General features: G+C 71.5%; 13 protein-coding genes. 4 read left to right on the top strand and 9 right to left on the bottom strand.

All coding sequences use genetic code 11. The features are described 5' to 3' along the window. Nucleotides 1–27 precede the first annotated feature (27 nt). A complete protein-coding gene (locus tag WME95_RS50390) occupies nucleotides 28–1,446 on the bottom strand; it encodes an RNA polymerase sigma factor (protein ID WP_437906289.1) in 1,419 nt (472 codons plus the stop codon). Between the two features lie 256 nt (nucleotides 1,447–1,702). Continuing rightward, complete coding sequence (locus tag WME95_RS50385; RefSeq protein WP_437906288.1) at nucleotides 1,703–2,239, bottom strand: sigma-70 family RNA polymerase sigma factor; 537 nt, start codon at nucleotides 2,237–2,239, stop codon at nucleotides 1,703–1,705. Between the two features lie 462 nt (nucleotides 2,240–2,701). Here WME95_RS50385 and WME95_RS50380 point away from each other — a divergent pair, with 462 nt between their 5' ends. Then, nucleotides 2,702–3,898: a hypothetical protein gene (locus WME95_RS50380; protein ID WP_437906287.1), complete on the top strand. Its 1,197-nt coding sequence runs from the start codon at nucleotides 2,702–2,704 to the stop codon at nucleotides 3,896–3,898. A gap of 156 nt (nucleotides 3,899–4,054) precedes the next feature. Here WME95_RS50380 and WME95_RS50375 read toward each other — a convergent pair whose 3' ends face one another. The 3 genes from WME95_RS50375 to WME95_RS50365 all read right to left on the bottom strand — a co-directional run bounded on the left by WME95_RS50375 (nucleotide 4,055) and on the right by WME95_RS50365 (nucleotide 7,410). Beyond that, a complete protein-coding gene (locus tag WME95_RS50375; protein WP_437906286.1) occupies nucleotides 4,055–5,125 on the bottom strand; it encodes a hypothetical protein in 1,071 nt (356 codons plus the stop codon). A gap of 622 nt (nucleotides 5,126–5,747) precedes the next feature. Beyond that, complete coding sequence (locus WME95_RS50370; protein WP_437906285.1) at nucleotides 5,748–6,662, bottom strand: DUF2726 domain-containing protein; 915 nt, start codon at nucleotides 6,660–6,662, stop codon at nucleotides 5,748–5,750. A 145-nt stretch (nucleotides 6,663–6,807) separates the two neighbouring features. Further along, entirely contained in the window at nucleotides 6,808–7,410 is a 603-nt protein-coding gene (locus WME95_RS50365; RefSeq protein ID WP_437906284.1) for an alanyl-tRNA editing protein, read from the bottom strand. Nucleotides 7,411–7,644: 234 nt separating this feature from the next. On the opposite strand from WME95_RS50365, the gene WME95_RS50360 reads away from it, so the two are divergent. After that, nucleotides 7,645–11,052 (top strand): hypothetical protein, encoded by a 3,408-nt coding sequence (locus WME95_RS50360; RefSeq protein ID WP_437906283.1) that lies wholly within the window; start codon nucleotides 7,645–7,647, stop codon nucleotides 11,050–11,052. Here WME95_RS50360 and WME95_RS50355 read toward each other — a convergent pair. Further along, nucleotides 11,020–11,199, bottom strand: coding sequence for a hypothetical protein (locus WME95_RS50355; protein ID WP_437906282.1), 180 nt, complete (start codon nucleotides 11,197–11,199; stop codon nucleotides 11,020–11,022). The two genes, WME95_RS50360 and WME95_RS50355, sit on opposite strands and share 33 nt — an antisense overlap. 116 nt (nucleotides 11,200–11,315) lie before the next feature. Here WME95_RS50355 and WME95_RS50350 point away from each other — a divergent pair, with 116 nt between their 5' ends. Together WME95_RS50350 and WME95_RS50345 are read left to right on the top strand one after the other, a co-directional pair. Continuing rightward, nucleotides 11,316–12,458, top strand: coding sequence for an acyl-CoA dehydrogenase family protein (locus WME95_RS50350; RefSeq protein ID WP_437548239.1), 1,143 nt, complete (start codon nucleotides 11,316–11,318; stop codon nucleotides 12,456–12,458). Nucleotides 12,459–12,662: 204 nt separating this feature from the next. After that, nucleotides 12,663–13,853 carry a glycosyltransferase gene (locus WME95_RS50345; RefSeq protein WP_437906281.1) on the top strand — a complete coding sequence of 397 codons (1,191 nt, stop codon included), beginning with the start codon at nucleotides 12,663–12,665 and terminating at the stop codon, nucleotides 13,851–13,853. 76 nt (nucleotides 13,854–13,929) lie between these two features. On the opposite strand, the gene chrA is transcribed toward WME95_RS50345, so the two are convergent. The 3 genes from chrA to WME95_RS50330 all read right to left on the bottom strand — a co-directional run bounded on the left by chrA (nucleotide 13,930) and on the right by WME95_RS50330 (nucleotide 17,807). Next, a complete protein-coding gene (chrA, locus tag WME95_RS50340; protein ID WP_437906280.1) occupies nucleotides 13,930–15,132 on the bottom strand; it encodes a chromate efflux transporter in 1,203 nt (400 codons plus the stop codon). A 66-nt stretch (nucleotides 15,133–15,198) separates the two neighbouring features. Continuing rightward, nucleotides 15,199–17,361 (bottom strand): VWA domain-containing protein, encoded by a 2,163-nt coding sequence (locus tag WME95_RS50335; RefSeq protein WP_437906279.1) that lies wholly within the window; start codon nucleotides 17,359–17,361, stop codon nucleotides 15,199–15,201. A 251-nt stretch (nucleotides 17,362–17,612) separates the two neighbouring features. Continuing rightward, nucleotides 17,613–17,807, bottom strand: a complete 195-nt coding sequence (locus tag WME95_RS50330; RefSeq protein ID WP_437548232.1) for a DUF5522 domain-containing protein — start codon at nucleotides 17,805–17,807, stop codon at nucleotides 17,613–17,615. Nucleotides 17,808–17,818 lie beyond the last annotated feature (11 nt).

Below are 17,818 nucleotides of genomic sequence, written 5' to 3'. Positions count from 1 at the left end.
CGCTGGCGCGGCTCCGTGCCTGGGCCCTCACGGGCTGTTTATAGCCGCCTCGATGGCGGGGAGAAACACCGCGTGAGGGAACGCCGCGCGAAACCGCCCAGCTCGCGCGCGGGCGTCGGCGCGCCGCCCGGCTTGGACGAGGGCCTGGATAGCCAGCGCCTCGCGCAGCTGGACTCTCGGGCTGCGCGGGTAACTCCGCTCGTGCAGGGCCAGCACGTCGAGCGCCTCTGTCGCCTTCCCTTCGCTGAGCGCAATTCCGGCGCTGCTAAGCAACGCGCTCTCCTCGCTCGTGTCGCGCTCGCTGGGCGGAGCCGCCTTGCGGGAGGGGGCGCGCGACGGCCCTGCTGCCGCGATGTCGACAGCCGCCGGGGATCCAGCGTTCCCGACGGTCGCGGCCACGGCGCGCCCGTCCGCGGCGCCCCCGCCGCGCCCGGCCCCGGCGCGCTCTGCTCGCTCGGGCGCGGCGCCGTCGGCCTCGGCGCGGACGGACATCACCGACGCCGCAGCCGGCGGCGGGAGCATGGCATAGACCAGGCCGGCGCCCGCCCCGGCGCCCCCGAGGAACAGCGTCGCCCCCGCCTTGATGAGCCTGGATCGCGCAATCGTGACGATCGGCGGCGTGCGCTTCTCCCCGGTGGCACCGGCGGCCTCCACCGCGTTCCCGGGGCGGCGCCGGTGGGACGACGTGGCGCCTGCATCGGGCTGTGCTGCAGGGGCGCCGGCGAGGCAGTCCGCGCCGCGGGCCAGCCCTCCTGTCGAAGCGAGCGACAGCTGGAGCCGCGCCCAGAGCGGCCCGGCGAGGTCCTGCGAGAGGCCGAGCCGGACCCCGCCTGCGTCGAGCAGCAGGGGTCTGTCGGCCAGGGCGAACGGCATCAAAGCGAAGCGCAGGCGGTGAATACCGAGCGCATCCGGGTCCCGCGCGGAGAGCCGTTTGACCGCGGCCGTGAACTCGCTGCGGGCGCGCCTCAGCCGATCCCATGCGGTGTTCACGGGGATCTGGAGGGCCTGCGCGATGTCGCGCATGTCGCTCCCCTCGAGGTCGTACAGCACGAACACCGCTCGTCGCTCCCGCTCGATGCGCTGGATGAGCTCGCGGACGATACGCTGGGTCTCGGCCTGTGCGACCCGGCGCTCCGCGTCGAGCCCGGGGTCCGCGAGCTCGATGGGCTCGGAATCGTCGAGCGCGAGCAGCTCCCGCTGGTTCCGGGCGAGCGCCCGGTGGCGAAGGGCGACATGCGCGCTGATGCCCGCGACCCACGGTTTGAGCGACAGGCGAGGATCGTGGTCCTCGAGGCGCCGGTGAACGACGAGAAACACCTCATGAGCGACATCGTGAAGATCTCGAGACGCAACACCGAGCCGCCAGAGCACCACGAGGACGTAGGGGAGCAAGGTCTGATAGACCTCCTCGAACGAGGGCCGCGGCGGCGAGCCGATGGCGGGCACAGGATCCCTATTGGGTCCGGCAGCGGGCTCTGGGTCGGGTACAGGCGTCGTCGCCAGGGCGGGCGCAGGCGCCGCGTCCGGGGCAGGTGCAGGCGGAGGCGCCGGGTCGGGCGAAGGAAGGGACGCTGGGCGCGCTCGAGGCTCTTTCATGGACAGGTAATCCGGCGAGACCGCCCGGATCGTTGCGAAATCGTACACGGGCTCGACGCGACCGACCGAGCGGGCACCGAACGGCGCCGGCACCCCGGCGCTGGCGTCACCGAACAGCGCCGGCACCGAACGGCAGCCTCGGCGAGGCGAGCTTCTCGGCCAGCGCCCTCCTGGCGCGACGCAGCCGGCTGGCAGCGGAATTCGGGTTCATGTGGCGCGCTCGTGCCCAGGCGACGAGGCTCAGGCGCCCGGCAGCAGCGAGGAGGACCTCGCGATGACCCACGGGGAGCGCGGCGACCTCGCGGAGCGCGGCGCGGGCAAGGAGCTCTCTCTCGATCTCGACAGGCGGCTGGCCGGCGGGCGAGAGGGGCGCGCTGCACAGGATCTCGCAGCGGACATAGGCACTCTCCCGGTAATGGGACACCTGGCGCCAGATGACGCCGTGCAACCATGCGCGCAGCGCCGCGCGCGGGTGCCGCCGCGGGTCCGGGCGGTACCTCCGCGCCCGGATGGCTTCCCAGGCGCCGAGGAGCACCGTCTGGAGGAGATCCTCTCGGTCGCGGGCGGGAACGTGGAGGGCGCGGAGCAGGAGGGCGACGAACGGCCGCTCGGCCCAGAGGGCCTCGATCGAGGGCGAGACCACCGGGTGGAGCGCCTCGTTCGGCGCGCTACGTGCGCGGCGGCGCGCCCGGGATCCCGGCGCATCGGAGGACAGGCGGCGGCCCTCCCGCCGGGGAGGGGTCGGCAATGGGGTCTTCATCGGAGCGGTTTCCGGGACTGCCCCGCTTCTCGCTGCACAATCGACGGGCCCGCGTGACCGTCGGCGCCGGAACGTTCGTTCTCGCGGCTGGCGGGGACGGGCGCACGACGGGTAAGGTCGAGCCCTCGTGAAGGGCAACGTGGGCTGTCGCCTGGCGAGAGATGAGAAAAGTACCTTGCTCTTCGTAATGCGATCGAACGGGGGTGGTCTGCCCCGGGATTGATCTGGCGACGCCCTGGGGTCCCCTGGTAACGTGGCCGCGCTTACTGCGGCGCGCTGTCGACGGCGCCGCAATCAAGAGGAGAGGCGATGGCGGCGCGGGCGCGACGTTGGCAGCGTGAAATCGTGGCGATTTGCTGTGCGAGCACGCTCGGGCTCGGGCTCGCCTCCGGCGGATGCGGGAACCCGACCTCGTACGTGTGCCCGTGGGATGAGGACCAAGGCCCCAAGGGAACGCCTTGTGAGGTGCTCGATCCCCCCGACGCCGGCGGAGTTGGCGGGTGCGGCGATGGCGGCGATGACTGCCCGGCCGAGGACGACACAGACGTCGCCATCGCGTCCGATTTCGGCGACCTGATCCCGCCGGCAGATGTCTGCGTAGGACAGTGCGTGCCGAAGGAGCCGCTCGGGTGGTCCGAGCCCGCGCTGCTCTGGATCGGCTCCCCCGACGGCGTGCCGAGCTGCCCTGCGACCGCGCCGATCGTCGGCTACGAGGGCTACGCGGATTTCGCGGCACCGGCCCCACACCAGTGCCCCGCCTGCGCGTGCGACCCGCCCGAGGCGACGTGCGAGGTGCCGACGGAATGGAGGGCCTATGCCAGCTTCCCGTGTGGCGGCCCCGAGACTCCCACGACCTCGTTTGCTGCCCCGGATGGGTGGGATGGAACCTGCACCTCAGTGAATGCCGTCGAGGCCGGACGCACCTGCGATGGCGTCCCGTGCGTGCAGTCGCTCGCTATCCAGGCGCCTCATGTCGTCTCCGCAGGTTGCGCGCCGAGGGTCGCGGAGGCGCCGGAGAACCCCGACGAGCCCGCGACGGAGGGGAGCTTCGCGATCGTTGCCCGCGCGTGTACCGGAAACGCTTCGCCCCCGTGCGCGGATCCGGGCACGACCTGCACGCCGGCACCGCCGATCGGCGACGCCGCACCGCCGGAGGGGTTTCTCACGTGCATCCACCACGAGGGAGAGCAGGACTGCCCCGCCACGTACCCGGACCGGCACGTCTTCTACGCCGGCGCTGAGGACACACGCGGCTGCGCGCCTTGCGGCTGCACGGAGCCCACCGGAGCGACCTGCAGCGTCCTGGCCTCCGCGTTCAGCGACGAAGGGTGCTCGCAGTTCGTCGCGGGCCAGGTGATCACCTCCGAGGCCTCCGGCTGCGGGACCGTCGCTTCCGGGACAGCGCTCGGAAGCAAGTCAGTGAGCGTCGTCGGCCTCGATCCCGGACGATGCGAACCATTCGGCGGCGAGCCGGTCGGCAGCATCGCGCCGACTGCGGCGGCAACGTTCTGTTGTTATCGCACCAGCGCCGTACCGGCCTGAGTCAGCGGCTCGTTCCGAGCGAAATAGCGGCCTCGCCAGGAGGTTGCAGGCCGCGGCGAGCGCGCCTGCAACCCCTCGCGCGCCGCGCGCGCTCGCGGCCGCCTCGTGGGAATCGCTCCGCGGGCGCGTCCGATGCTTCGCATACCGTATGGCGGTTTAGAAGAAAGCGATCAGACGGAGTGCTACCGCCTCCGAGATGGGCGCCGCCTTCCACCCTTCTCCATGAGGCAAACGATAGGAGGGCCGGATTGTGTTGATCGAGAGGTCGCCGGTGAGCTGCACTGCGAGACGTGCCGAAAGCGGCACCTGCAACCCTGCACGAAGCCCGAGCGCTGCGTAGGGCAGCGCTCGCTCCCTGCCGGTGCTCTCCCGGACGTGCCACACCCGGCCTGCAGTGGCGAGAGCGCAGCCGAAGAACCAGTCCGCGTGACCGCAGGGAACGAGCGAGCCGCTCAGCGCCGCGATGGTCCAGCCGCGGTAGGGCTCGCCGTCGATCGGAAGATCCCCGCGGGCCTCCAGCGAGAGCGAGAACCTCTCCCAGCGGGCGCCGGCGAACCCCGAGAACCCGACCGCCACCGACGGCGCCACGCCGGCGCCGAGCAGCACCCCGGCGCCCAGCTGGAGGCGCGGGCGATCCGGCGGCGGCCTCGGGCGCGGAACGGGTCGGGCTGGCACCGCGACCGGGTTGGGCGGCTTCGAGGCCGGCGCCTCCGGCGGCGCGTCCGACGAGACCGGCGGAGCGGCGTCCCTCGGCGCCGACCGGGGCGGCGGCCCAGGCGGCGGCGAGGTGGGAGCGCTCCCCGGTGCAGGCCGTGGTGGCAGCAACGGACGCATGATCGCGCTGAGGGAGAGGCCGATGTCCTCCACGAGCACGCCACAGATCGCGCTCGAGTGCTCCTGGCGGCCGAGCGCCCGGCCGTCGCGGTCGTGAAGCGCGATCTCTCCGTGGAACGCCGGCCCCTTGCGCCGGATGATCACCTCGATGTGCCACGCGCCGTCGCCCACGAACGGGTCGATCCCGCCGAGCTGGCTCGCGACGATCTGCCGGAGGCTCGGCTCCTCGGGGCACCCCTCCGTGCCAGGCCCCCGCGTGTAGGACAGACGCGCGCCGCGCGGCGGGACCTGCGCGAACGCCATCGGCGCCGCCAGGACATGCGCTGCGGCGAGCGACAGCGCGACGCGGATCATCCTCCGGATCCGGCCGCGGGCGAGGAGCGAGCCGGACATGAGCGGAGCCCCCTCGTCCGTCATCCGTCGTCGTCCGTCGTCATCCGTATGATTTCCGGAAAGGCCTCCCGGATTGTTGCGAAATCGTGCGCCGGCGCCGAAAAAGAATGCACGAGGTCTACCGGCGACATTTCCCCCGAACCTGAGGGAGATGTCACCTGGGATCGGGACTGGAGCGGCGTTGCGAGGTGACCGGCGAACGGCGCCGTCCTCGCGCGATGGGTGGGATGACCGGTCGCCTGCCGGCGGGCATGCGAGGAGTAGCGCTATGCGATCGCCCCGCAGCGTGCCGGCCGGCGTCCCCCCACGCCCCGCTGCATGCCGGCGGGCGTCCCCCCACGCCCCGCCGCACCCCGCACCCCGCCGGGCGTTCTCCCACGCGCCGCCGGGTGGAGTCCGGCGTCGCTGGCCTTCCGAACCCCCGAGGCGCGGCCCCAATCGCGCTGCATGCCTACCGAGGATTCTCGGGCGGCTCGGTCGGGAAGACTGGGATTCTGGCTGCTGCCGTGTGGCCGCCGCTGGAGGCGGATCTCGGATCAGCAAGCACGGCATTGCCCGCGGCTTCGACGGCTCCGAGATCGCCAAGAGGTCGGCAGGGCCAGTCGACAAGGGGCCAGACGGTTCAGGAACGCGAGGAGCACGCTCTGCCGACGCCATGCGAGCTCCGAAGCTCGTACGTCGTCCTGAACGTTCGGATCATCAGATCCACTCGCCGCATGTCGATGAGCCGAGCATCCCCGGAAAGCACGCGCTGAAGCTCGTGGTAGATGTCGAAGATCACGATCTGTTCCAGCGCATCGCCGAGCAATACGGGAAACCTTTGGTTGCGCATGCCTGTTGTAACGCAAACCGCTCGACCGTGAGTGACCTCCAGAAAGCAGATGGCATGGTAGTTGTTCTTAGAGTCGGCTCCGATGATGAAACTCGGAGCCGGGTCAAGACACTTGCCGGCCTCCGACAACGCTCGTATTTCCTGCTGAATGTCGACCGTCAGCCATAAGGGGAATCGTCGCTTGTGATCCGACCATGTGACGAAAAAAGCTGGTTCAAACGGCTCGTCCCATGGAACGAGCCCGTTCTCTTGAGCATCCTCAAACGCTTGGGCAGCAAACCAGACGTCCACGAACCAGCTCAGCAGGTCCATGCCGCGGTACTTCTTGGTCAGGTGCCGGGAGTTGATACGTAGGAGGGGAAACTGGAACCGCTCGCAGAGCGCGTTCTTCTTCACGTCCCGCCGCTTCTGTTCCTCGTACCGGTGAGAGGCGCCATCGAACTCAACCGCGAAGAGAGGGATGCTGGCGCGGTCAACAACCACGAAGTCGAAGTGGGCCTGGAGGGCATAACGGAAGAGCTCGAATGGCAGGCCGCTACCCTCGATAGGCAGCACCTCCTTCAGTCCGACCTTGGGGCACACGCGGGCGCCGAGCCTGCTGCACGCCTCTTGAAGCCTGGCGTCGGTGACCTTCTCGTAGTCGTCGACCAGGAGCCGCTTGAACGTCGGGGGCTTCGACGCATCCTTGGGGAAGGGGTCGGACATCCGGGGCAAGCCTACCACGGGTACGGCCGGGCAGCCTGGACCTGCGGACGAAGCCAGAGGGACGTCTACGACCCGGGCCGGTGGTCGACAGATTCACGACCCCACGCCACAAGCTTCGGTCCGTCGAGCGGCTCATGTTCAGGGATCAGGGAGGTAGCGCGTCATAAGCGACGCGGACGCGGCTCCCTTTCCTCTTGATGCTCAGGACTCGTACAACGGAGATCTCGGACAGAGCTCGCACGTGGGTTCCACCGCAAGGTATCGGAGGGAAGTCCCCGATCTGGATCGCTCGCGAGCTGTACGGATCACCCGTCACCTTGACCTCGACGGGTTTCGAGAGGAGCTCTCCCAGGCGTCTCGAGAGCTCTGTGGCAAGCCCATCAAAGCTGGAAGCTTCCGCCTGACCCTCGAACTCGACGCGCGCTTCTCCTGGCCACTGATGACCGGCCACGGCGGTCAATCCATGCTGAAGACTTTCCACCAACCCGGCGATCAGGTGCCCGGACGAATGGTAGACCGAATTCAGCCTCCGCCAGGCGGAGTCGACTGCGAAGCCGTAGGTTCCGCCGACGGACAGGCCCGCGAGCGAGTCGACGAAGTGGTCCACCATGCCGCCATTGTGAGCCACGCGCAGCACGCGCGCCGGACCGATGGTGCCTCGATCGGATTTTTGACCACCCCCCTGAGGGTGGAACCAGGTCTCGGCCACTCGGACGACGGGGCTCTCACCTGCGATGAGCTCGGTCACGACAACATTCCCTGTCGCATCGGCCCGCTCCAGATAGACCCTTTTTGTACTAGACCCCATCTCCCCTGCACCTCGCCCCTCTTGGCGTCCTCTCTGCCATTTCCGAACCAACCGCGAGCGTGCGGACGGTGCCCGCGCTAGGCTCGGCCGCCTCCTCGAGCGGCCACGCGGACAAGGAGACCCGAGCGCGAGCGAAGGATGCGTCGTCCCCGATCCCCCCTCTCCCCCCGATCTGTGCTCTCTGTCCTGCTCGTACCGCTCGCCTGCGGCGCGGGCGCGTGCTCCGGCGGCTCCCTGCGGGACGCGCCCGCACAGACCGGCACCGCGGCGCACGCGCCCGACACAAGCCTGGCCCCGGCCCCCGCGTCGGAGGGCGCGCCCTCGATCAGCGCCGCCACGACCGCCCTCGCGAGCGTGGCTCCCCCCGGCCGCACGCCGCTCGGCACCGCGACGGTGCAGCCGCTCCCGTTCACGATCGAGCCGTCGCTCGACCGCCGCTCGGTGCTGCTCCTCTCCAAGCTGTCGTCGGATCGCGCCGGCTGGGTCAGGCGGCTCGACGCTGCCACCGGAGAGCTCGGACCGCCGCACCTGCTCCTCGACGAGGACCTCGCCGGCGCCCACGCCTCCCCGGATGGGACCACCACCCTGCTCACCTCGCAGGGCGGCGAGCTCTGCGTGACGGCCATCCTCCCCGGCGAGGCCTCGGCTGCATCGCGCACGTGCGCCCCGGTCCGAGCGCACGCGATGGCCGCCGTGGGCGAGCGCGTCGCGCTGCTCGAGCTCGCCGAGACCGCGCCGCGCGCGAGCGCCGCGACGCCGGCCCAGCGCGCCGCGCGCGAGCGCTCCGCCGCGGCGAAGCCCGCGCGCAAGGCCCCCGGCCGCAAGGCGACGGTGGCGAAGCCGAAGCAGCCGGCAAAGACCTCCGGCGCGAGCGGCAAGGCCACGCGGAAAAAGCGCGGCGAGCACCGCGGGCGCGACGGTCGGCCCACGAAGACCGCGCGCCCCGCGACCCGGCCGAAGCGGCCGGACCCGCTGCCCGAGGTCGAGGTGCGGCTCCGCTGGGTCTCGCCGTCCGAAGGGATCGCGGCCACGTCGTCCCCCACCGGGCTGCGCTTCCGGCCGCCGCTCGACGGCATGGGGCTGATCGACGCAGGCGGGCGACCAGGCGCGATCGATCTCTTATTTTACGCGGCGAGCTCGAAGAAGACGAGCACGTCGTGGCTCGGGAGCGCGCAGATCGCCTTCGCCTCGCTCGGCGAGGACGGCAAGCTCGATCCGGGCCGGCGCGCCGTCGTGGTCGAGGGCGACCTCGAGTACGGCGCGCTGCGTGGCCACCAGGATCCGCGCCTCGTGACGGCGAGCGCAGGCGCCGTGGTCGTCGACGTCACCGGCCGCAACGGGGCCTGCCAGGCGACGCGCGTCGCGCCCTCGCTCCAGCGGCTTGTTGCCGGCGCCGCGCCCAGGGCGGTCTGCTCCGTGGATCCGGCGCGCCTCGCGGACGCGACCCCGGTCACGCCGGCCGAGATCGGCGCCCTCGAGCGCATCGCCGCGAGCGGCGCCCGGCGCGCCCCGGGGCAGCCGGGGTACGATCCGGGGCTCGCCGCGTGGGCGGGAGATCGCGCGTACTTCCAGACGATCTCCGGCGGGCTCTTCTCGGCCTCGCGCGCCGACGGGCAGCCGCGCCGCGAGCCGGACCCGTTCCCGGCGCGGCGCGCGCGCATCGCGTGGGGCGCGCTCGCGACGGACGGCGAGGGGCTCGCCTTCGCCGCGGGGCAGCTCCACCGGCTCGACGCGCGCGCCCTGGTCACCGCGGCGGCGGCGCCGGAGAGCCTCGGCGCAGCGCCGGCAGGCGCCGTCGACGGCGCGCCGGCGACGCCGATCGGCGAGCCGGAGCGCCCCACCGACAGGCGGCGCGCCGCGCGCATCGGGTCGTCCTGGTGGCTCGCGAGGACGGACGTGGCGCGGCTCCTGCCCGGACCGCTCGTGGTGCCCGCGCTGCGGGGGCGCGCGCACGAGGACAGCACGGCGCTCGTCGGCGGGCACGAGCGCGGGCTCTTCCTCGAGGTGCGCGGCGACAGGCTCCAGATCACCGGGATCGACGCCTCGGGCGCGCTCACCGGGCTCGGCGCTCAGGGCGGGCTCGCGCCCGTCGCGCCCGGCGCGCCCGATCCCGACGCCGGAGGCCGCGCGCCGCCCGCCCTCGCCATCCCGTCGCCGGTGCGCGCGGGGTTCGATGCATGCGAGCGCCGCGGCGGCGGGGCCATCGTCGCCGGCGTGAGCGCCGCGGATCCGCGCGTGGTCGTGGCGCTCTCGATCGACGCGCTCGGCCGGCCCGGCGCGGCGCGCGCGACCTCGCTGCCGATCGCCGAGGGCGACCTCGCGGTGCGGCTCGTCGCCCTGCCCGAGGGCGGCGCGCTGCTCAGCGACGCGGCCCGGCGCCACGTGGTGTGGCTCGACGACGAAGGCGCCGAGCTCGCGTCGCAGCCCTGGCCGGCCGACGACACCGGCGCGCTCTGCGTCGACGGGCAGCCCGCGCGGCGCGCGGTCCCGGCCCCGTCGCCCGGCGCCTTCGTGACCGTCCCGGAGCTCGTGGCGCCCGGCGCCTGCGTGGTGGGTGATGCGGTCTGGGCCTCCGACGGCAGCCTGCGGTGGTTCGGGAGCGCCGTGAGCGGCCTCGACGCGCAGGCCGAAGCCGGCGTCGCGCGCGTCGCTCGCCCCGCGCCGCCCGCGAGCGCCGGCGCGGCGCGGTCGGCCGCACGAGAGCCCGCGGAGGCGCCCGCCGCCGCGCTGCCGGGCGCGCCCGCGTGTCCGGCGGACATGGTGGCCATCGACGGCGGCCGCTTCTGCGTCGATCGCTTCGAGGCGATGCTCGTCGACGGCGCCACCGGACAGGCGCTCTCGCCCGACTACCCGTCGACCCCGAACCTGCTCGAGCTCACCCTCGCCGACTGGTCGACCGGACTGCGGCGGATCGGCGACGTCCACGCGCGCGCCTTCCCCCTGCCGCTGCTCGCCTCCTGGCAGCGCGGCCGCGCGATCGCCGCCCTTGCCCGCTCGCGGTCCGGGGTGCGGCCGAGCGGCTACGTGACCGGCCTCGTCGCCGAGAGCGCCTGCGCCGCGGCCGGCAAGCGGCTCTGCTCGGTCGAGGAGTTCGTCACGGCGTGCCGCGGCGAGGACGACACGCTGTACCCGTACGGCGACACGTTCGAGGAGGGCGCGTGCAATGTCTACCGGCCGGCGCACCCCGCCGCGCTGCTCCACGGCAATGCGTCGATTGGCCACCTGGATCCCCGGCTGAACCGCGTGCGCAGCGCCCGGGAGCCGCTGCTCCGGGAGACGGGCGGGAGCCCGCGGTGCAGGAGCCGCTGGGGCAGCGACGCGGTCTACGATCTCGTGGGCAACCTCGATGAGTGGGTGAACGAGCCGGGCGGAGCGTTCGCCGGCGGCTTCTACGCGCGCTCGACCCGCGCAGGCTGCGAGGCCCTCATCACGGCCCACCCGAGGAGCTACCTCGATTACTCGACCGGCGTCCGGTGCTGCCAGGACGGGCCCTCGCCCCCGGCGACCGCGACGGAGGCGCCGCCGGGCGCCCCGGCCGCTCCCGCCGGCTCAGAGCCGCGGCCGCCCGGGCACCTGCCGTAGCATCCCGGTCAGGGCGAAGGCGGCGGAGATCACGAGGAGCGCGGGGGTCCACGGGTGCACGGTCAGCACACCGACCACGGCGAGCAGCCAGGTCAGCAGCGAGACCAGCACCACGCTCCAGAGCACCACATCGGTCCAGCTTCTCATTCGTGCCCCTTTCGATGAGGGTCCGTCCAGGGGCGAGGCGAACGGCGTGCCACTCCATCGCTGACGCGCGGCCCCGCGTGCTACGTTGGGCCGCGATGAGCGCGTCATCCCCCGCAATGGCAAGCGATCTGGAAAACCCGACGGAAGAGCACCGGATGCTGCGGCAGATGGTGCGGGATTTCGCCCGTGAGGTCGTCGAGCCGCAGGCCGACGAGCACGACCGGAGCGCCACCCTGAACGTTCCCCTGATGCGGCGGCTCGGCGAGCTCGGCTTGCTCGGCGTGACCGTGCCCTCGGAGTACGGGGGCGCGGGCATGGACGCGGTCGCCGCGGTGATCGTCCACCACGAGCTCGCGAAGAGCGACCCCGGGTTCACGCTCGCGTACCTCGCCCACGCGATGTTGTTCGTGAACAACCTCTTCCACGCCGGCAATGACGAGCAGCGCGCGCGGTACCTGCCGAAGGTGCTCTCCGGCGAGTGGATCGGCGCGATGGGCATGACCGAGCCGACGAGCGGGACTGACGTCCTCGGGATGAAGACGTTCGCCCGGCGCGACGGGGACCGGTACATCCTGAAAGGGCGCAAAGCGCTCATCACGAACGCCCCGGAGGCCCAGATTTTCCTGGTCTATGCGACCATCGAGGGCCGGGTCACGACCTTCGTCGTGGAGCGGGGGTTCCCCGGGTTCTCGACCGACGAGAAGACCCCGAAGATGGGAATGCGGGGGAGCACGATGAGCGAGCTCCTCTTCGACGACTGCGTCGTGCCCGCCTGGAACGTCCTGGGCCAGGAGGGGGGCGGCATCCGCAACATGATGAGGAACCTGGAGCTGGAGCGCCTCACGCTCGCGGCCATGAGCCTGGGAATCGCGGACCGCTGTCTGGAGATCATGATCCAGTACGCCGGAGAGCGGAAGAGCTTCGGCAAGCCCATCGCCGAGCACGGGCAGATCCAGCGCTACATCGCGGAGAGCTACGCCAAGACCGAGGCCGCCCGCGCCCTCATCTACGCGGTGGCGCGCAACGTCAGCCCCGAGCGGAGAAACCGGCTCGGGACCGACGCCGCGAAGCTCTTCGCCGCGCCGGTGGGCAAGGAGGTGGCCGACAACGCCATGCAGGTGCTCGGCGGCTGGGGCTACTGCACCGAGTACAAGGTGGAGCGGTTCTTCCGTGACGCCAAGCTGCTCGAGATCGGCGGCGGCACGCTCGAGTCGCACCAGAAGAACATCACGCGCGAGCTGATCGGCCGCATCAGCTGACGCTGCCCGGCCGCGCCGATAGGCTCGCGTGGCCTCGGCGCGCGTGTGCCGGCGACGGATCCTGCGCAACACCCCGAGTTCGTGCCGGCCATCACGGTGTGTCGCGGGCGATGAGGGGCTGTCACGCCTCGGTTGCGAAAAGTCAGCGCTGGGTTTGCGGTCCGGCCATCGAGACGCCACGCGATTCGATCAGCATGGCCATCCATGGATTGGGGAGATCTGGCGACGGTCGCGCCGACGGCGCTGTCATCCATCATCTACGCGACGATTCAAACCTTTTTCCTCTGGAGGATCGCGCGGCACCGGCTCGTGGCGCCGGTCCAAGCGTCGCGCCCCTGCGGGGCGACCCCGTTCGTCAGCATCCTCAAGCCCGTCGCGGGCGTCGACGACGGGCTCGCCGACAACCTCGAGTCCTTCGCCCGGCTCGATTACCCCTGTTACGAGATCGTCTTCGGCGTCGCCTCGCGAGAAGACCGGGCGGTGCCGGTGATCCAGGCCTTCATCGCGGCGCACCCCGAGGTGAAGGCGCGGCTCTGCCTGACGGATCCGAGCGAGGCGTTGAACCCGAAGGTGGCGCAGCTCCTCGAGCTCGAGCGCAGGGCCGAGGGCAGCGTCCTCGTCATCTCGGACGCGAACGTGTGTGTCCGCCCAGACTACCTCCGCTCGCTGCTGTCGATCCTGATGCGGCCTGGCGTGGGGCTCGTCTCGAGCGTCGTCGTGGGCACGGGGGAGCGGACGCTCGGCGCGGTGGTCGAGAACGCGCAGCTCGGGGCGTTCATCGCGCCCGGGGTCGTCGCCGCCGCCGAGCTCGCGGGGCGATCGATCAGCGTGGGCAAATCGATGGCGATGCGGCGGGTCGACCTCGCACGGGTGGGAGGGTTCGAGAGCGTGGCCCACGTGCTGGCGGAGGACGACATGCTCGGACAGCGCTTCAGCGCGTGCGGGTTCGTCGTCGATCTCTGCCTGGATCCGATCGAGAACCGCAACACGAGCTGCTCGCTCACGCGCATGCTGGATCGACACACCCGCTGGGCGAAGATGCGGCGCACGCTCGCCCCGCGCTGCTTCGCGGCGGAGCCGTTCAACTCGCCGCTGCTCATCGCGTGGCTCACGTTGCTGCTCAACCCGACGGGCCTCGTGCTGGAGATGTGGCTGTTCGCCTGGACGCTCCAGAGCCTTGGGACCTTTTTGGCCCTGAAGATGCTGCGCCCGGCGCGCTCCAACCTGGCGCTGGTGGCGGTGGAGCCGCTCCGGACGCTGTGCTGGTTCTTCTGCTGGCTGAACGCGTATTCGAGCCGCCGGGTCGCCTGGCGGGGCAACGCGTTCCACATCGGGCCCGGGACGGCGCTGGTGGCCGCGGACGAGCCGTCTTCCCTGCGATCGCCCGCCAGGTAGCGGGGGCGAGGGATCCCGGGCTGCTCCCCGGGCGCGGGCGCGGCGAGGAGGGGCCGGAACAGCGAGGAGCGCCGGCTCAGACGTGAACCGACGCGACGCCGATGACGGCGCCGGCCAGGATGAGCCAGAGCGAGCTCACGCGGTACCGGATGAGCAGGAGCGCTGCCGCGATGGCCAGAGCGCCCGTGAGCCAATCGACCACCGCCGCGCGGGCGAGGCGAAACGAGACGACCGCCATCAGGGCGAGCGACGCCGCGTTCACGCCGTCGAGGAAGGCCGAGGCCACGGGGGAACGGCGGACGCGGGGGATCAGCGGTCCGCTCAGCGCGACGAAGAAGAACGCAGGAAGGAAGATGCCCGCCGTGGCGACCAGCGCGCCCGGGACGCGGCCCAGGAGATAACCGATGAAGGTGGCCGCCGTGAAGACGGGGCCGGGCGTCACCTGGCCGACCGCCACCGCGTCGAGCAGCTGGGCCTCCGTCATCCACCGGTATCGCTCGACGAGATCCGCGCGGAGGAACGCGAGGAGCACATACCCGCTCCCGAAGAGGACCGAGCCCACCTTGGCGAAGAACAGGAACAGCGGCAGGAGCCCGAACGGCACGCTCACCGCCGCGGCCGTCGCGGCGGCGCCGCTGGCGAGCGGGACGGCGAGCGGGACGGCGACGGCCGCCGCGCCGGGAGGCGGACCCGCGGGGCGCCCTGCCGCGAGCCGGTGCGACACGGCGAGCGCGCCCGCGCCGGCCAGGACCGCGAGCTCGTGGATCCCGAAGAGGCTCGCGCCCGCGCAGAGCGCCGCGAGGCCGAGCGAGCGCCGCGAGCGCAGCCCGGCGCGGCCGAGACCCCAGAGCGCCTGGGCCACGACCGCGATGATCACCGGCTTCACCCCGTAGAGGAGCGCCGACATCTCCGGCACCGCGCCGAACCGGACATAGGCCCACGCGAACCCGAGCGTGATGAGCGCCGCCGGCACGATGAAGCACCCTCCGGCCACGAGCAGGCCCGCCCAGCCGGCCCGGCGATGCCCGATGTGGATCGCGAGCTCGGTCGAGCTGGGTCCCGGGATGAGGTTCGTCGCACCGTAGAGATCGAGGAAGTCCTCGCGCGTCATCCAGCCGCGCCGGCGGACCACCTCGTCCTCCATCATGGCGACGTGGGCCGCGGGGCCGCCGAAGGCCGTGGCGCCCAGCCGGAAGAAGAGCCGCGCGAGCTCCCAGAGCGCCGCGCCGCGGGCCTCCCCGGACGTCGGCGCGCCCTCGATGCCAGAGTCTTTGCTCATGATATGTGGTGCCGCGTGGAACAGGCCTTGCCGGGCCTCCAGGGAGCCGCGAGCGCCGGAGGCTCATCAGTCGATGGGGGGCTCCGGGATCTCCGGCGGGACGAGGAAGAAGACCTTGCGGGTGCTGAGCGTGGTCACGCTGTCGCCGGTGACGACGATGTTCGTCGTGAACACCTGCGGCTCCGTCGTCGGAGGCACCGAGACGTTGGTCTTCGGGATCACGTCGAAGCAGATCGTGGGCCCGGGGAACACGTTGGTATAGGTATCCGCGACGCCATCGACGTTCTTGTCGATGACCCGGAAGCCGGTGGCGCAGGGCTCGGGAGCGCTGTTGTTCGCGATGATCCTGTCGATGAACGCGCTCGCGGCGTCGACCGCGTCGGTCTCGTCCGCCACCGCCGCCGAGATGTCGAGCGTGACATAGGTCGTGAGCACCTTGATCGCCTGCACGACGGCCAGGTTCAGCCCGTCGCCGCTGCTGGCGACCCGGAACACGAGCGGGCATTTGCCGCTCTCGATCGTCACGCCGCTCCCGTTCTCGCCGACGCAGCACTGTCCCACCGCGCACCGCGGCGGGCGCATGCCCTCCGGTCCCCACGCCGCCGGCGGGACCACCGAGCCCGTCGCCACCGCGCCGGCCGTCAGGTCGGCTTGCGCCTCGACCGAGCTGGAGGCGACCATGCCGATGAGCCGGCCTCCCACGCCCGTCACCGCCTGCAGCGCCTCCGAAGAGGTCGGCGACTCCACCCTGGACGTGGCGTAGTTGTGCTGTGCGAACGTCCCGTTGTGGCTCGGCGTGTCGGTGATCATCACCACGATGGGCAGCGAGCCGAAGCGGAAGCCCACGCCGCCGATGGTCCCGACCGTCTCGCCCGCCGGGGTCCTGCCCGGCGGAGCGCTCAGCGGATTGAACACGGGCACGTTGGCGCCGCCCTCGTTCGTGCCCGCCCCGGTGGCGATCTGATAAAGAGCCTCCCAGCCGCTCTCCGGGAGATCGCCGCCGGCCTCGGCCTTGAGGTAGTTCACCGCGTCCTGCACCGACTCACGCCCTGCCGGCGTGAGGACGCTCATCACCCGGTGCTCCAGGTAGAACGGCTGGTCTTTGGGGCCCCCGTAGGCGTCGATCGGGAAGTCCTTGTACTGAGTCACCCCGATGCCGATGTTCGGGATCTCCTTGGCGAGCTGATCGATCATCTCCTGGAGCGCGCCCTTCAGATGATTGATCTGGCCGCCCATGGTCGCGGTGGTATCCATCGCGAACACCACGTCGGCCTGCGAGATGGTGGTCGAGAAATCCAGCGTGTCCTGCGCGGGATCCGGTTGGCCCTGATAGGGCATGATGAACACGAAATCCCCGCTGGCCCGCGGGTTGTCCAGGTCGTCGTTCGGGTCCGTGCCGGCGGCCTGCTCGATGAGATCGTTCACGCCGTCCTCGTCCGTGTCCTCGCTCGCGATGCTGGACTCGCCCGGGTCGAGCACGCCGTCGCAATTGAGGTCCTCGAGCTCGTCGAGCAGGCTGTCGTTGTCGCTGTCCAGGTCGAGGAAATCGCCCCCGCCGTCCCTGTCGCTGTCGATGGGCGGCTGCTCGGGGTCACCGTCGCCGCGCTCGATCGAATCGGGCCGGCAGTCACCATCCGAGTCGAGATCTCGAAACGCCGGGATCCCGTCGCCGTCGGCGTCGAACTCTCTCTCGTACCGATCCAGGAGTTCGTCGTCGTCGGAGTCCCTGTCACGGAAATCAGGCCACTTGTCGCCGTCGGTGTTCACCGGATCGAGCGGGTCCGACCCGAGCTCGACAACATCCAGGAGGCCGTCGCCGTCATCGTCGGGATCCACGTAATCGGCGGTTCCATCGCGGTCGCGGTCGCCGTCGCCGTCGTCCTCGTCGGGTAGCCCGTTGTTGTCGGAGTCCTCGTCGCGGTAATCCGGCACCCCGTCGCCGTCGCTGTCACGCGGCTTCGCTTCCCCTGGGAAGGGAGCGCCCTCGAGCTTGTCGGACAGCCCGTCGCCGTCGGAGTCGGTGTCCTCGAAATCCGGCTGACCGTCGCGATCCGTGTCGACCGCATCGCCGCGCCCCTCCTCCGCATCGCTGATCCCATCGCCATCCGCGTCCGCGCTCGGCACCTTCCCCGGCGTCTCGTCGGGCGGCCTGTTCGCGGACGTGGCGTCGCAGCCGATCGGCGCGGAGAGCAACAGGCAGCAGAGCAGAGGGTGAAGGCCGCGACGCATAGGAGCTCCCGCGCGAATGTGAGCGCGAAATCCTAGACGCTCCACGCAATCCGGATCAACCGACATTCCGTGGTGCGCCGGGGCTCTCCGCCCGTCATCAACCGCAGACGGATTGCCTCCCGCGGCCGCCGCGGAGCGCCGGCGCGCGCGTGCGCAGCGGCTCCTGCGAACCGGTCACGGCGGCTCGTTGCATGGCGCCGCTCGCCGCGATCCGCCGCGGAGGCTCGACCGCTGCACCGGCGTCACCGGCGTCAGGGGAGCTTCAGCCGAGGCAGCGCGACGGTCATCGACTCTGCCGGCGCCCTCTCCCGGTAAGGGCAGTGGCGGCACTTGGAGTTACAGCAGTATCCCCGTTTCAGGTGATACGCCTCTGTGAAAACCACCCGGCCTCCCTCGAGGTAATAGTCTTCGCCTTCGACGGCCCTGGGAGGCTTCGGCCCGCTCATCTACCCTCGAT

It is taken from the genome of Sorangium sp. So ce327, from assembly GCF_051530205.1.
Classification (GTDB): Bacteria; Myxococcota_A; Polyangia; order Polyangiales; family Polyangiaceae; genus Sorangium; species Sorangium cellulosum_B.
The sequence above is the reverse complement of the archived record's forward strand: the minus strand, read 5'-3'. Positions and strand labels throughout refer to the sequence as shown.